Raw genomic sequence first — 15579 nt, forward strand, 5'->3', positions numbered from 1 at the left:
CGGATGTTGGGGGGATCAGTCGGACGATGATGGTGCGGGCCTTCACTCTTCTGACGCGCTAGGGCGGCCTCGGGTTCCCTTCCGGCGGTGATCCGGTGGAATCGCGCAGATGCCCGAGAACCACCGCCAGCTTGGCGCGGCCGCGTGAACATCGACTCTTGATGGTGCCTGGTGGTACGCCCAGCAGGTCGGCGGCCTCGACGACCGAGTAGCCCTCCACGTCGACGGCCACCACCGCGGCGCGCTGGTCGGCGGGCAGCTGATCCAACGCGTCACCGACGGACAGCCGCAGATCGACGGCCCCGGGGGCGTCGACGGGATCGGCCAGGCCCGCGCCCATCTCGTCGGTGAGTGTGATCGCCGGCCGCTGCCGGTTCTGCCGGATGCGGTCGAGCGCGCAGTTCACCACGATGCGGTGCAGCCATGAGGTGACCTTGGCGTCGGAGCGGAAGCCGGGCGCGCTGCGGTGGGCCTTGAGCAGCGCTTCCTGCAGGGCATCGGAGGCGTCCTCGGAGGTGGCGCTGGTGCGCCGGGCGACCGCCCACAGATAGTTCTGGTGGCGGTGCACGATCACGGCGAAGGCGCGGGGATCACCGGCGACATGCGCGGCGAGGAGGTCCTCGTCGGAGCGGGGATCGCCGCTCCCGGTTTCGATCATGGATGGCAGGCTAGTGGACGCCGCCGTCCATCAGCGGCCCACAGGCCAGAGCAGCCCCGCCGGTGCGATCCGATCAGGTGGGTGTCGACCATGCCGATGGCCTCCATCAGGGCGAACATCGTGGTCGGGCCGACGAACCGGAAGCCTCGGCGCCGCAACTCCTTCGACATCGCCGCCGACTCGACCGACGTGGTGGGCACCTCGTCGACGGTGCGGGGGGTGGGCGTGCGATCGGGACGAAACGACCACAGCAACGCCACCAACCCGCCGTCCTCGCGCAAGCGTTGCGCGGCACGGGCGTTGCCGATGGTGGCCTCGATCTTGCCGCGATGGCGGATGATGCGGGCGTCCTGGGTCAACCGGGTCACGTCGTCCTCGGTGAACGTGGCCACGGTGTCGACGTCGAAGCCGACGAACACCTCCCGGAACGCCGGCCGTTTGCGCAGGATGGTGGCCCAGGACAGTCCGGACTGAAATCCTTCGAGGCACAGCCGTTCGAAGTGCGCGGCCTCGCCCTCGACGGGGACACCCCATTCGGTGTCGTAGTAGTCGCGCAGCACACCCGGGGCGGCGCCCCAGGGGGTTCGGATCAGTCCGTCGTCGCAGACAACCGGTCCACCGGGACGATCAGGCACTCACCGAGACCTGTCCGATCGAGCCCTGATACGCCCGACCCGACTGGGGCAGCGACGTGATCCACAGCAGCACATAGGGACTCGGCTGCGGCGATGCGATGGTCACGGTGGTGGACTCGCGTTCCAGCGTCACCTGGGCCACCGAGGTGGTGTCGTCGAGCCGCGCGGTGGCCGAGGGCGCCAACCGGATCTGCAGGGCCACACCGGGAGTGGGTGTGGTGATGGTGATGGTCTTGACGGCGGCCGGGCGCGACAGCGCGAACATCAGTCCCAGGCCGTTCTTGAGGTTGCCGAACCGGGGACCGCCGCGGTAGGCGTCGGTGCGCCACGCCGGGCTGCGACCGGTGATGGTGTTGCCGACGTTGACGCTGGAATCCGGGGTCTGCGTGGAGTAGTCGACCACCGTCACCGACCGCAACGACACCGGAGCACCCGCTGCGGGTGGGGCAGCCGAGGCGCCCGCAGCGGCGGCCCCGCTGGTGATGATCGAGTCGATGTCGGGGGTGGAATCCTTGTTGGAGTCCGACCCGCCGGTCAACGCGACGACCAGGGCGATCACGATCAGCAGGGCCAACAGACCCACCCCGGCCATGATCGCCAGGCGCCGGCGCGACTGTGGGGACGCCTGCTTCTCGGCGCGCACGTTGCTCGCCGGCGGCAGCCGCGTCTCGTCTCCGACCACCGGCATCAGATCGGTCTTCTGATCGACCACGGTGGCCTGATCCAGCACGTGCTGAATGGTTGCGGCCGTGCGGATCCCGCTGTTGCCCTGCAGGGCGCGCGCGGCCACCGCCGAGATCTCGAAGGGCACGTCGGCACGCACCGCACGGGGTTCCTTGGGCACCCCGGTGTCGGCGAGAGCAGCGGGCGGCAACCCGCCGACCGGTTCGTCGGACTGCGCACCCGGCCCGCGGATGGAGCCGTCGGCCTCGAGCGGCCACTGCGCCAGCAGCAACGCGTAGAGCACTGCCCCGAGTCCACGCACGTCGGTCGACTTGTCGTCGCCGGCCAGTGTCCCGGGGAACGCCAGCACGGCGTTGCCTTCGCGGGAGACACGGATGCGGTCGGGGTGGTCGATGGACAGAGAACTACCGGTGCGGTGGGCGGCCTCTGCGGCTGCGGCCAGGGCGCGGACCGCGCGCGCCGCCCCGATCGGTGACGGGTTGGTGCGGGCCACGTCGGTCAACGACGACCCGTCCACCCATTCGGCGACCACGATGCCCCCGGAGGATCCGCGGACCACGTCGAGCACCCGGGCGATGCCCGGTGAGTTGACCCGGCCAAGTCGCAGGGTGCGCGACAGCACCGCCTGCGGACCCTCGCCGCGGCTGCCTGCGGCGGTGTCTGGGTCGGGAGCCGGTGCAATCTGTTCGGCGTCGACGAAGGTCAACGCCACGTCGCGGTCGAGGTTGATGTCGCGGGCCCGCCAGAACCGCAGGCCTCTGGCCCCGCCGTGCGCGGTGAGCAGGCGGTATCGGCCACCGGCCACCGCCGCACCGGGCACCAGGCGCGGTCCACGGGCCCCGCTCTCGGTGGCGGCGGGAGGAGGAGGTGCCGGGGAGATCGGTGCCGGCGGCGGGGCGTCGTCGCGGATGGCACGCAATCGGGGGTTGGTGTTGACCAGTCCAGGCAGGTCACGAACCCCGCCGGAGTCGACGTCGTCGGTTCCCACGAGGTCCACTCCTCTCCGTCGATACCGCAGATCGCGGGCCGGGGCGGGTGCGCCACGGCCCACCGCTCCACCGGTGTAGACCGAATATGCCTGCCACCGTTCGGTCCCGCTGTCGAACCGGCGAAGCACCTGTACCTGGCCAGAATACGGGAGGTCCTCTTCCCCGGTGATGCGCGGGAAGGACACCGTGAGCTCGGCCGTCGATTCGTTGGGCGGCTCGCGCGTGGGCGCTATGCCCGGAATGAACCGGCCGAGCATCCGTCGGATGCTGACGCTGACGGCGATCACGTCGGGGATCCGCAGCAGCACCAGCGCGGTGTAGACGAGGCCCAGCGCGACCAGGGCGGTGAACATGAGGTAGGCCAGCGACCCGATCTTGCCGTGTTCGTCGGCGAACCGGTGCAGACCCGACACCTGGGCCACACCCCAGACCACCCCACAACCGGCGATCGAGGCGAGCACCGTCATGGTCGTCGTGCGGGTCACGTTGGTCATCCGGATCGGCCCGAGCCGACGCCGCAGCAGGAGGTGTCCGACGATGGCGCCGACGAGGTAACCCAACCCGTTGGACAGGGCCAGCCACCGCACCACGGCGGGACCGTCGAGGAACGCCGCACCGGCATACGACGAGATCACCTTCACCACGGTGATCCCGACGGCGATGGCGGTGGGAGTCCAGGCGTCTTCTCGGGCGTAGAACACCCGTAGCTGCACCAGGGTCATCGAGTACGGGATGATCGTGAACGCACCCCAACTGAGCACGCTGCCCAGCTGATCGGCGTCGGACAGGGTGAACCGACCGAAGTTGAACACGGCGATGGCGATGGCCGGTCCGAAGAACGTCATGAACGTGATGATCGGGACCAACGCGACCATCGTCAGTCGGGTCGACAGCGACAGATCGTCGACCACCGAGTGGGTGTCGTCGGCGGCGGCATTGCGGGACAGCCGCGGCATGATCGCGGTCAAGATGGTCACCCCCAGCACGCCGTAGGGCAACTGCAACAACTGCCAGTGGGTGGCGTAGATCGACACACCCGAGGAGTCGGCGCTCGAGGCGATCCGATAGGTGATGAAGAACCCCACCTGCAGCACCGCGACGTACACGACGATGGCCCCGGCCATCCGCCCGAAGCTGCGCAACCGGTCATCCAGGCCCCACCGCAGCCGCAGCCGTACCCCCGCTCGGCGCAGTGCCGGCAGCAGGATGCACGCCTGGGCCACCACGCCCAGGGTGGTGCCCAGGCCCAACACCAACAGTTTCGCGTCGCCCATGCGCACCGGGTTCAGCGAGATCTCCCCCGGCACCAACGCGTAGACGACCAGCGTGGAGATCTGCACCACGTTGTTGAGCACCGGTGCCCAGGCTCCGGGACGGAAGTGGCCCTTCATGTTCAAGATGGCGGTGAACAGCGCCGACATCCCGTAGAACAGCACCTCGGGCAGCAGCAGATAGGCCAGGGCGGTGGCCAACGGTCGGTTGACCTGTCCGTCGCCGAGGTTGAGGTAGGTCAGCAGCGGTGCGCCGATCATCGCCAGCACCGTGGCCACCCCCAGGGTGAGAAGCGCCAGGGTGAAGATGCGGTTGATGAAGCCCTCCCCGCCGTCACCGTCCTCGGCTTCGGCGCGGACCAGCACCGGGATGACGATCGCGGTGAGCACCGCGCCCAACACCACCTCGGCGACGATGCTGGGCAGCACATAGGCCGCCTGGAACGACGAGGCGACCGCAGAGCCCAACATCGCCAACACCAAGATGGTGCGCACGAACCCGGTGATGCGGCTGATCAGGGTGGCCAGCGCGATGGAACCGCTGGTCCGCAACACCGATTCGTCGGTCTGGCGCGCCGGTCCGCTGTCGACGGCCGCGAAGATGTCGGTGGGACGGTCGTCGACGAGCACCCCACGAGGGCGGGGACTCGGGGGCGGGGCGGGCGGCTCGCCGGTGACGATGCGGCGGGTCTGATCGGTGGATATCACCCGTGGCTGTGCCGCACGGGGCTTTCCGGATTGGGGCAGGGCCGGTCCGGGTGGGATGCGGCGCGGCGCGGCGCGCTGTCCCGGGGGCATGCGCTCGGGATTGCGCGGTACCGCTGCCCCCGGCGGGATGCGGCGCGGTGCGGCTCGGGTCGGTCGCGGTTCACCGTCACCGCGGCGATCGATGCGGTCAGTCATCGGTCGAGGTCCGCCGGATCAGGCTGGCCACGGAAGCGGTGCCACAGGCGTCGACCGGCGAGCAGCACCAGCAGCACGCCTGCGCAGATCGTGATGATGAACAGCGCCTGACCATATGCATTGGAATGTACTGAGAGGGTGATGGGAGTGCCCATCGCCACCCCGCTGGAGGTGACCAGCGCGATGTTCACCGACATCGACGACGACGACCGGGCCTCGGTGGGCAGCTGGATCTGTCGGGTGCCGCGCGCCGGGATCTCCAGCACCCCGATGTCGCCGATGTCCAACTCCGGTGGCGCGGCGGTGTCCAAACGCACCCGGATGGGGACGGGTAGTTCGTTGCGCACCACCAGCAGCAGCGGACTGCGTTCGGAGGCCAGGGTGTAGCGGCCGCCGGGGTCGAGGATGCGCACCGAGTCACGTAACCGATCCAGGGTGGAGGCCACCGCCCGGACCCGGTTGACCGCCTGAGTCGTCGCCACCGTGCGGTCGCCGGCGGAGGTGACCGGCGCTGCTCGCATGGCCCGCACCAGGTCCTGGGCCAGGGGGTCGACGAAGGCCTGCGGCGAGATGGTGCCGTCGTTGCGGCCGATCATCGAGGCCTCGAGTTGGAAGGTGAGTCCCGCCGCGCGGGTCAACGGCGTGGTCATGGCGTCGTCGAAGGACACCAAACCCAGCGTCGTGTCGGCGGGGGTAGCCCAATCTGCCTGCGCTGACGTTGTTTTCAGCTGCTCGTCGATCATCCCCAGCGGGGCGGGCGTGGCCAACCCCGAGGACAGCAACCCACCGATCGTGTCGAGCACGGCCCGTGCGTCATCAGCTGAGGCCGACCACACCGGCGGCGGCATGATCAGGTCGCTGCGACCGACCACCGGGGAGACACTCGGCCGGTCGGTGGTGGCAACCGACGTCGAGGGCACCAGCGCCGAGTAGGTGAGGGCGCCGATCGCGGCGACGCGACGACTCACCGCCGACTCGGTGGTGAGGTTGAACCGTTGGTTCATCGGGGTGATCGCTGGGGTGCTCGGCGCGGTGCCCAGCGCGGCCAGGGCGGTGGTGACGGCCGGGTCGAAGGTCTGTACCCCGGTGTCGCCCACCCGGTATCGCCCGTCGGCCGACGGGCGGTCGGTGCGTACCGAACTGCTGGCCACCAGCGCCTTGGTCATCCCCAACCGATCGAGCATGGTGGCAGTCGTCGTCGCCAGCGCCCCGGTCACCGGCACCGCCACCCCGCGCAGGCTGGAGATGCCCAGTATCGAGTCGACGATCTCGGCCGGATCGGACACCCCGATCCGGATCAACGCCGGATCGCCTGCGCGGGCCAGGCTGTCGAGGTCGGCCTGGGCGAACGGCAACGCCACCACGCACAGCCGGGCGGCGGTGGTCCGCAGTCGCTGCAGCCACTCCTGGGCGGCGGCGGTCCCGGTCCCCTCGCGGGTACGCGACTGCGGGTCCGACGGGTCGAGCGCCACCCGGTATCCCGCGGTCATCGCCTGCACGGTGAGCAACAGATCGGGGTCGATGGCCAGGCAGGTGCTGCGGGTGAGCGCGGAATCGGCTGCGGCCGTTGCCTCGTCGACCGTGGTGAGTAGTCCGTTGAGGCGTCCGCCCGGGCGCAGCGAGGTGGCCAGGTCCTCGCTGGCCAGGCGCACCGGTTCGTCGGTGCCCCCAGGACGGCCCGGTGCCACCTGCGGGGTGGCCGCCAACGGCCACATCACGGTGACCGCCGATGGGCTGCCGATGGTGGGGGTGATCGGGGCCGCCCCGGGCGCCCCCGGGGTGCCCTGCACGGTCAACAGGGTGCGGGAGTCGTCCAGGCGGGCGGGGGCGCCGTAGTCGGGGGTGCCGTTGAGGTTGACCAGCAGCGGATAGATCCCGGGCTGGTCGATCCCCAGCCCGCCGGCACCGCTCAGCGGCACCGACAGGGCAAAGGCGCGGCGCTGCCCGGGATCGAGGCGCGTGGTGACGTCGCGAAACGGTGTCACGGTGTCGTACTCGGCGGGATCGACGGTCAGTCCGGTGCGCAGTCCGGCACCGGAGTCGACCCGTGCGCCGCGCTGCAGTCGCATGATCAGGTCGGTGACCGGGCGATCGCCGATGTTGCGCAGGCTGCCGGTGACGGTGACCGTGGTGCCCGAACCGGCGGTGACGATCGAGGGGGTGAGCGATTCGACGTCCATCTCGACGAACCGGGCGGCATCGGGGAACGGCGTGGCGTCGGCCCGTGCGGCACCGCCGAACCCGGGCGCCGCGCACAGCAGGGTCAGCGCCACGACCGCCAACAGCGCGCCGGCGCGCACCCGACTCCGGTCCAGCAGGTCACTCACCGCTGTCGGCACCCGAACCCTCGACAGCCCCTGGGCTTGCGGACCCACCACGGCGGGAACCGCGGCGGCGACGCCGGGGGCGGGGTGCACGCGCGGGCTCGTTGCGGCGTTGATTGCGCGCCGCGGCGGCCCGCTCGTACTCGTTGGGTTCGGTGCGTGCGCTGTCGGCTTCCGAACGCGCCATCAGTTCGGGGTCGGCGGCCAGCTCATCGATCACGTCGGCAGCCGCGCGCGCCAGCCGCCGTTCGTCGGAGTAGGTGAGACGTTTGGGCAACTCCGACAACGGAACCCACGCCACCTCGGCCACCTCGTAGTCGGCGTCGGACAACTCGCCGCCGGTGTGGCGCATCAGGTAGTGGTGCACGGTCTTGTGGATCCGCTTGCCCTCGCTGACAAACCAGTACTCGATCTTGCCAAGGGGGGCAATCACATTGCCTTCGATGCCGGTCTCTTCGGCCACCTCACGCATCGCAGTTTGCTCGGCGGTCTCCCCGGTCTCGATGTGCCCCTTGGGAAGTGACCACATCATCCGCCCGCGGCGGTCCATGCGTCCGATGAGCGCGGCGCTGCGTTGCGCGGACGGGCCGGCGATCCCGCTGACCACCAGCCCACCGGCCGACGTCTCACGCACGGTCCGCAGGCGGGGTGCGGTGGGGTCATCGGGTGTGGACGCCGGGGTGGTGCGTCGGGTGCCTGCGCGTGGATCGACGCGCCGGGCACTGATGTCGGAGGGCTTGACCGGCGACGAGGCGCCGGTGCCCACGTCGGGCAGGGCTGCGGTGGTCGCATCGGAGGGTGGGCGGCTCGGTGAGCGCCGTCGTCCGCGCCGTCCGCGGCGGGAGCGGCTCCTGCCCTCCCCGGTACCCGCGCCGGAGGTGGCCGACGGCTCGGTGGCGGCCGGTTCTGCGGGCACCTCCGGGGTGGCCGTCGCCGACCGTCGCCGTCCACCCCGGCGCTTGCCACGCCGATGCCGCGGACGTCCCGCGACGTCGGGGTTCGGCTCGCTGGGTTCGGCTGACACCCTTCGATGCTAGCCGTTGGTAACCCGCTGTTCGGGCCATGGCAAGCGGCGGATCGGCGAGCAGAGCAGGCCCGCGTCGCCGCGCGGGTCGGTCGGTGTCGAGTCGGTCGGTAGTGTCGTCACCCGTGACCGCCCCCCAGGCTCCGCAGGCACGCGCCGGCGAACCATCCGACGACCGGCGCACCCGGTTGTTGGCGGCGGCGGCGGTGTCGTTGCGGTCGTTGTCGGACGTGTTGGACCCGTTGGCCGACCGGTTCGCCGCGGCTGGTCACCAGCTGTATCTGGTGGGCGGCTCGGTGCGTGATGCGGTGCTCGGGCGACTGGGCACCGACCTGGACTTCACCACCGATGCGCGCCCCGAGCAGGTGCAGGCGCTGCTCAAGGGGTGGGCCGAGGCGGTCTGGGACACCGGCATCGCGTTCGGCACCATCAGCGCCGCCAAGGCGGGTCAACAGGTGGAGATCACGACCTTTCGGGCCGACACCTACGACCAGGTGACCCGCAACCCGATCGTGGAGTTCGGCGACACCCTCGACGGTGACCTGATCCGCCGCGACTTCACCATCAACGCGATGGCCGTCGCGCTCGGACCGGGCGGTGAGCAGCGGTTCGTCGACCCGCTCGACGGGATGAGCCAGCTGCTGGCCGGGGTGATCGACACCCCGTCCACCCCGGAGATCTCGTTCCACGACGATCCGCTGCGGATGCTGCGCGCGGTGCGCTTCGTGGCCCAGCTCGGGTTCACCCCGGCGCCCCGCGTCATCAGCGCGATCAGCGAGATGGTCGACCAGATCGACCGGATCACCGTGGAGCGGGTGGCCGCCGAACTGGACAAGTTGATCCTGGGCGAGCACGCCGTGGACGGCATCGTGGCGCTGACCGACACCGGCCTGGCCCAGCGCATCCTGCCCGAGATCCCCGGTATGAAGCTGACCATCGACGAACATCACCAACACAAGGACGTCTACTGGCATTCGCTGACGGTGTTGCAGCAGGCCATCGACCTCGAAGACGGCGATCCCGACCTCATCCTGAGGTGGGCGGCGCTGTTGCACGACATCGGCAAACCTGCGACCCGCCGGCACGAACCCGACGGCGGGGTGAGTTTCCACCATCACGAGGTGGTGGGGGCCAAGATGGTCCGGAAGCGACTCAAGGCCTTGAAATATCCGAAGGCGGTCATCGAGGACATCGCCACCCTGGTGTTCCTGCACCTGCGGTTTCACGGATACGACGAGGGCAAGTGGACCGACTCGGCGGTGCGCCGCTATGTGGCCGACGCCGGTCCCCTGCTGCCGCGGCTACACAAACTGGTGCGCGCGGACTGCACCACCCGCAACAAGCGGCGTGCGGCGCGACTGCAACGCAATTACGACCACCTGGAGTCTCGTATCGCCGCGATCGCCGCGCAGGAGGATCTGCAGCGGGTGCGCCCCGACCTCGACGGCAACGCCATCATGGAGCTGTTGGGGCTGCCGCCCGGGCCGTTGGTCGGTCAGGCGTGGCGCCACCTCAAGGAGCTGCGGCTGGACCATGGGCCGCTTGACCGCGACGCCGCCGAGGCCGCGTTGCGCGCCTGGTGGGCGCAGCGTCCGGAAAACCGCTAGTCAGTCGTGGCCGGGAGCCGGTCGCGAACCGGGCGACGCATCATCACGATTGGATGAAGCCGAATCGGGCAAAAGACTTGTTTCTGTCGAAACGGTGGCCCAGAATCGGGCATACCGGGTGTTTTGCTGTCGTCGTCTGACCGCTTCGGGTCCCGGCCCGCGTAACCGCGGTTACTATTGCATGAGAGGTCGAGCACAGGCCTGTAACGCATTCCATTCCCACCGTCACCAGTTCGTCTCGTTTGGGTAACAGTCGGCCGCTTCGGTTCGGCCCTGACGTGGCAACTCGGCCGGTTCGGCCGGATGATCAGGGAAGACAGGATCGGCACGCATGCCACACACCATTTGCACCACCCACGGCGCACAGTCCGGAGGGTGGTGATCTCAATTCCCACTGATTTCGGCCGAGTAGACTCGGACCAGGAAAACTTGTCGTTCGTCGGTGCGTTGGAGGTCTCCATGCAGTTCGCACCGGTACGTAGGCTCAGTGACGGCGCACTCGCTGCCGCCGAGCTCCAGGTGCGCGGTCCCGCCGGGTCCGCATTGTCCACCGCAGATTCGCTTCGGCATGCCGCTCGTCTCATGCAGCAGGATCATCTGATCGATCGGCACAAGCTCGCATATGCGGCCAGCAGCGAGGTCAAGTCGATCTCCGAGGTGTTGCCGCTGCTCGTCACGGTCGACCTCGCCTCCGCCGACACCGCCGACCTCGACCCGGATCTGGAACGCCTGGCCGTGTCGGTGCAGGCCGACGAGGTGCTGCGGAATCCGCAGCAGACCTTGGCCAAGGTGGCGGCCGCGCGTCGGGCCGGTCGGATGATCTGCGTCGACGGGCTCGGGGTCAGCGAGTACGCGATCACGTTGCTCTCCTTGATCGAGCCCGACGTCATCATCACCGGACCCGAGCTGTTGACCCGCACCACCGACCCGGACATGGCCCGACTGGCTCATGCCCTGGCCGCGCACGTGGAACGCAGTCACGCGGTGGTCATCGCCGAGGGCGTCGACACCATGGAGATGCTCATGGCGGCGCAAACCGTCGGGGCCACCTTCGGTACCGGCAAGCTGTACCCGCCGGTCGACGATCCGGCTGTGTTCTCCAAGGAGACCGTGGTCCCGCTGCCCTCGGTACCGGTGTGGTCCACCCCGTCGGCGGAGACGCTCACCCCCTACGCCATCGCCTGCTCGGCGCACTCGCCTCGGCGCGGTACCAAGCGGCTGCTCATCGAGATGAGCAAGGCTCTCGAGGCCCAGGCCTCAGCGGCCGGTGCAGCAGTGGTGGTGCTGGGCACGTTCCAGCACGCTCGGCACTTCACCATGCTCACCGCCAAGCGGTGGAAGGAGCTGGCCGACCGCACCGGTTTGGCCGGGGTGTACGGCGTGGGACTGGCGAACATGGTGGACGGCAACGTTCAGCACGCACCGCTGGACCCGCAGGACGATCTGGTCAACGAGTGGAACGTGGCTGTTCTCGGGCCGCACTTCTGCGCGTTGCTCGCCGCCCGTGACCTGCACGAGGACAACCCCGACATGGAGCGGACCTTCGACTTCGTGCAGAGCTACGACCGGTTGACCGTCACCCAGGCGGTGCACTCCATCTTGTCGCGGTTCACCGTCAGCTGACCTGACGCCTGGGCGGGTGTGTGGCTGTCACGGACGTGACAGGACGAACAGCGTCGCCATGCCCGCCCCGGCGAACAGCGCCATGATCGCTGCCGCCAGGATCACCGATCCCACCAGCGGCAACGCCACGATGAACATGCAGGTCAGCAGAGCCAAGGCCAGCACCAGCCCGCTTGATGACCGATCTTCGAGCCACGCCCGACGGCTTTCGGCGGGGCGTTGACGGCTGGACCTCACGGTCGTCGGGATCTCGGTGGTCGGGATCTCGGTCATGGTGGATCTCGTCACGGTGCACTCCTTGAACGGCGTAGCCCTGGTTGTCGACCAGCCTCACAGGCTGACGCTGCGGCCACCACCCTTTGGGCGTCACAGTGCGGCAGCAAGTCGCATACGACGCGGTCCCTAGAGGTCACCGAACGATAACGGCTTGTTCAGTGTTACCCAGGTCATACAAAGCACCCGCGACGAGTTCGCGGGTGAGACGGAATCGGCCCGAAAAGCGTTGTGGGAAGCGAGCTTTCACCGACGGGCCGGACTGCCTACCGCCCGGATGGTCCGGTTCTCGATGACCTTGACCGAGGATTCGAGATCGTGACGTGATGCGGCTCAGTGCGATTCGCAGCCCAGGTCACAGAATCGTATGCACGACAAAGCCTTCTCCCCCGGTTGTCCACAGGCGGGTTGTGGAATGTGTGGATAACCGTGGCGCCAGCCGTCATCGGACCAGGAAGGTGACCGCGGCGGGCAGCACGTCGATGCGCGCAGGAGTGGTCCCGATCACATCGCCGTCGGCCGACACCGGGACCGGCGGGTCTGCGCTCACCTCGACGGTGGTCGCGGTCGCGGTCTGCACCTCGCGTCGACGGACGTGGGTCCCGCGATAGATGGTCGGGAACAGTCCGAGCAGCCGCACCCGGGCCGCATGCGCCACCGTCGTCACGTTCAGCGCGGCGTCGTCGATCGCCGCGTCGGGACAGATCCGCATGCCGCCGCCGTAGGTGGCGGTGTTGCCGATCGACACCATGATCAACTCGTCGGTGCTGCTCACCGGCTCGCCACCGACGGTGGTGGTGACGGTGAACGAATGCCGCTCGAGGGTCGCGATGGCGGCGAGTGCGGCCAGCGGATAGCGCGCCTGCCCGCGGGGACGGCGCATCGCGACCGCCCGCTGGGTGACTGCGGCGTCGAGCCCGATGGCGACCACGGTGCCGAACACCGCCGACCCGCCGACCGCGCTCACCCGCCCCAGATCGCACCGCCGGGCGCGGCCACCGGCGATGACGGCCACGGCCGCGTCGAGGTCGTCGACGGGGATGCCCAGCGCCCGCGCGTGGTCGTTGCCAGTCCCTGCCGGGATCAGACCCACCGGCACGTCGGTCCCCGCGACCGCCGCCAACACCGCTGCGATGGTCCCGTCGCCGCCGATCACCACCACCGCATCGGCCTGCCCGGCCGTCACCGCCGCAACCGCCCGTCGGGCCAGGACGCGGGCGTCGTCGGCGTCGGTGCCGGCCCATTCGGCGACACCCACCCCGGCCGCGTCGAGCAGGCGTAGGGCCCGTCGGATGGTCGCCGCGCCTTGCCCGTTGCGGGCGGTGGGATTGGTCAGAGCGATCACCGTGCGGATGGCGGCGGTGGGAAGGGTCATGGCACGAGTGTGCCCTCGTGGTCAGGCCGGATCGGGTAGATCGCCCCACACCACTGCTCGCCCCGCCGGATCCATCACGGCGAAGCTCTTCGCGTCGGCCAGCAGGACCGCGCTGTTCATCCGGCAGTCGAGCTCCCGGTTGACGCCGATGAACGCGCCGGCGTCGTAGACGCGGCCGTCGTCACCGGTCACGACCACCTCGTAGTCGGTGCCTGCGGGCAGACCTGACACCGTGAACTGCACCTCCACCCCCCACGTGTGATCCACCACCCCGGCGCTGGCGCGCACACCCGGCGAGGACCGCAGGTCGGCCACAGCCAACACCGTCGGACCCGTCGGCTCGGTCGGCTCCGACTGCACGTTGGTCACGACCAGCACGGCAGCTACGCCGGCAGCGGCCCCGACCAGCGCGGTGGCGTACGGCAGCAGGCGACGCCGGCGCGGGTGTCGCGCGCGTGCGGGCAGGATGGCGTCGATCCGAGCGTCGAGTTGTGCCGGCGGCGGCCCGCCGAAGGCGTCCTCGGGTGTCGGTTGCGCCCACGAGGACAGTCGCCCGGCCACCCGCTCGAGGTCGGCCAGCTCGTCTGCGCGCTCAGCCGACGCCGACAGCAGCACCTCGAATCTGGTTCGGTCGGTTGCGGACAGCTCACCGAGAAGGTGGGCGGTGAGCAGGTCGTCCCACTCCTGCTGATCGTGCGTCGGGTCCTGATCCATCACACCTCCTCTCGACTCAGCGCTGCGCGCAGGTGCCGCAGACCGTGGAAGACGCGGCTGCGCAGAGTGGCCACCGGGATACCCAGTTCGCCGGCGACGTCGGCGTACGGGCGGTCCCGCAGGTAGGTCTCCACGATCGCCGTGCGGTGATCGTCGCTGAGCAGCCCCAGTGCGTGGACCACCGCGGCCCCGTCGGCCACGATCTCGGCCGGATCCCCGCCCGCGGCAGCCGGGTCCCCGCCCGCGGCACCCGGGTCCCCGCCCGCGGCGTCGGGGGTGGATGCCGCCCACCGTCGAGCCGCCAGCTGATCGATCACCACGTTGCGGTGGATGGCGAACAACCAGGTCCGCAGCGAGGCGCGCGCGGGGTCATAACGGCCGCCGGCTTTCCAGGCACGGACGATGGTCTCCTGCACAGCATCCTGGGCAGAGGCGTCGTCGCCGAGGCGTGCGAGCGCATAGCGGTACAACTCCCCGCCGTGACGGTCGTAGCCCCGGCGCACGAGCGCCTCCGGTTCGGCAGGACCCACCACGTGTCGTTCCCCCCGGTCAGGCTTCGACGGACGTGCTGAGCCTACGGAACGATCCCGATCAGCGGTGGGTGACCGCGATCTGAGCCACGTTGCCGCCGATCGGTCCGACCTTGGCGACCTGTCCGGTGGTCAGGTCGACCTTGTACAGCGCCTTGCTGCCGCCGACCGGGGTGCCCAGCAGGTAGCCGGTGTTGCCGGTTGCTGTGGTGCCACGGACGGTGGAGGCGATGTCGAAGCTGGTGACCGATGCGAAATCGATGCCGAGCTTGCCGACCGGGACCAGGGTGCCCGCGTTCGGCGGCACCTGCAGGACCAGCTGGTCTTGGGTGGTGTCGATGTCGTAGAGCGCGGTGGCGGTGGCGGCAGAGGTGTCGTTGTTGGTGTACCCGACCGCCTGGATACCGGTGACCGGGGTGCCTGCGGTGTAGTTGACGGCGGTGTCGACGGCGGTCATGGGCGTCGCCTGGGTCACGTCGTGGCGCAGGCTCTGGCCGGTGTCGCTGATGATGCGCAGCCGGTCGGCGGCCGGGTTGAAGTCCACTCCGAACGCGGTGCCCTCGAGTGCGACGCTGAGCTGCGAGACCTTGGTCGCCACCGACCGGGAGATCGTGTAGACCCCACCGGTGTTGCTCACCCCGTACAGCGCGCCGGTGGCCGGTCGCACGTCGATGCCGATCAGCTTCTCACCGGCCGGCAGGCCGGTCACGGCGCCGACGGTGCGCACGAAACGCGGGGTGGAGGTGGTGAACTGCGACAGGGTGCGGCCGTCGGAGCTCAACCCGAAGACGGTGGTGCCGCCTACGGTTGCGCCGGCGGTGCTGGTGCCGACGGCCGCGGCCGAGCCGATGAGCAGGGCTGCTCCCGCGCCGGCGAGTGCGGCTCGCGTGAGCAGAGTGGGGCGCGTGACGAGGGTGGGACGGGTACGCATCAGTGGAATCCTCCAGGTCGGGGTCGGCCGTTGTGGCC

Annotated in this window: 12 protein-coding genes; 2 read left to right on the forward strand and 10 right to left on the reverse strand. The window is 69.7% G+C overall.

What is annotated here, in order from left to right; all coding sequences use genetic code 11:
- Positions 1–58: 58 nt before the first annotated feature.
- The 5 genes from sigM to KIK15_RS13355 are packed head-to-tail and all read right to left on the reverse strand — an operon-like array spanning position 59 to position 8488.
- On the reverse strand, positions 59–658 hold the full coding sequence (gene sigM / locus KIK15_RS13335) for an RNA polymerase sigma factor SigM (RefSeq protein ID WP_214245185.1): 600 nt from the start codon (positions 656–658) through the stop codon (positions 59–61).
- Positions 655–1293, reverse strand: coding sequence for a DNA-3-methyladenine glycosylase I (locus tag KIK15_RS13340; protein ID WP_214245186.1), 639 nt, complete (start codon positions 1291–1293; stop codon positions 655–657). The genes sigM and KIK15_RS13340 overlap by 4 nt, the downstream gene beginning before the upstream one ends.
- Positions 1286–5140 carry a murein biosynthesis integral membrane protein MurJ gene (murJ, locus tag KIK15_RS13345; RefSeq protein WP_214245187.1) on the reverse strand — a complete coding sequence of 1285 codons (3855 nt, stop codon included), beginning with the start codon at positions 5138–5140 and terminating at the stop codon, positions 1286–1288. The genes KIK15_RS13340 and murJ overlap by 8 nt, the downstream gene beginning before the upstream one ends.
- Positions 5137–7557, reverse strand: a complete 2421-nt coding sequence (locus KIK15_RS13350; protein ID WP_214245188.1) for a DUF6049 family protein — start codon at positions 7555–7557, stop codon at positions 5137–5139. Before KIK15_RS13350 ends, murJ begins: the two co-directional genes overlap by 4 nt.
- Positions 7460–8488 carry an NUDIX hydrolase gene (locus tag KIK15_RS13355; RefSeq protein WP_214245189.1) on the reverse strand — a complete coding sequence of 343 codons (1029 nt, stop codon included), beginning with the start codon at positions 8486–8488 and terminating at the stop codon, positions 7460–7462. The genes KIK15_RS13350 and KIK15_RS13355 overlap by 98 nt, the downstream gene beginning before the upstream one ends.
- A gap of 125 nt (positions 8489–8613) precedes the next feature.
- On the opposite strand from KIK15_RS13355, the gene KIK15_RS13360 reads away from it, so the two are divergent.
- Positions 8614–10095 carry a CCA tRNA nucleotidyltransferase gene (locus KIK15_RS13360; protein WP_307851880.1) on the forward strand — a complete coding sequence of 494 codons (1482 nt, stop codon included), beginning with the start codon at positions 8614–8616 and terminating at the stop codon, positions 10093–10095.
- A gap of 459 nt (positions 10096–10554) precedes the next feature.
- Positions 10555–11718, forward strand: coding sequence for an EAL domain-containing protein (locus KIK15_RS13365; protein WP_214245305.1), 1164 nt, complete (start codon positions 10555–10557; stop codon positions 11716–11718).
- 27 nt (positions 11719–11745) lie between these two features.
- Here KIK15_RS13365 and KIK15_RS13370 read toward each other — a convergent pair whose 3' ends face one another.
- From KIK15_RS13370 to KIK15_RS13390, 5 genes are all read right to left on the reverse strand, one after another.
- A complete protein-coding gene (locus KIK15_RS13370; RefSeq protein WP_214245191.1) occupies positions 11746–12006 on the reverse strand; it encodes a hypothetical protein in 261 nt (86 codons plus the stop codon).
- Between the two features lie 427 nt (positions 12007–12433).
- Positions 12434–13366: a diacylglycerol kinase family protein gene (locus tag KIK15_RS13375; protein WP_214245192.1), complete on the reverse strand. Its 933-nt coding sequence runs from the start codon at positions 13364–13366 to the stop codon at positions 12434–12436.
- A gap of 21 nt (positions 13367–13387) precedes the next feature.
- Positions 13388–14080, reverse strand: a complete 693-nt coding sequence (locus tag KIK15_RS13380) for a hypothetical protein (protein ID WP_214245193.1) — start codon at positions 14078–14080, stop codon at positions 13388–13390.
- Positions 14080–14613 carry an RNA polymerase sigma factor gene (locus KIK15_RS13385; RefSeq protein ID WP_214245194.1) on the reverse strand — a complete coding sequence of 178 codons (534 nt, stop codon included), beginning with the start codon at positions 14611–14613 and terminating at the stop codon, positions 14080–14082. Before KIK15_RS13385 ends, KIK15_RS13380 begins: the two co-directional genes overlap by 1 nt.
- A 58-nt stretch (positions 14614–14671) precedes the next feature.
- Positions 14672–15541 (reverse strand): DUF4394 domain-containing protein, encoded by an 870-nt coding sequence (locus tag KIK15_RS13390; protein ID WP_214245195.1) that lies wholly within the window; start codon positions 15539–15541, stop codon positions 14672–14674.
- Between the last annotated feature and the right edge of the window lie 38 nt (positions 15542–15579).

Source organism: Williamsia sp. CHRR-6 (assembly GCF_018474015.1).
Lineage (GTDB): Bacteria > Actinomycetota > Actinomycetes > Mycobacteriales > Mycobacteriaceae > Williamsia_A.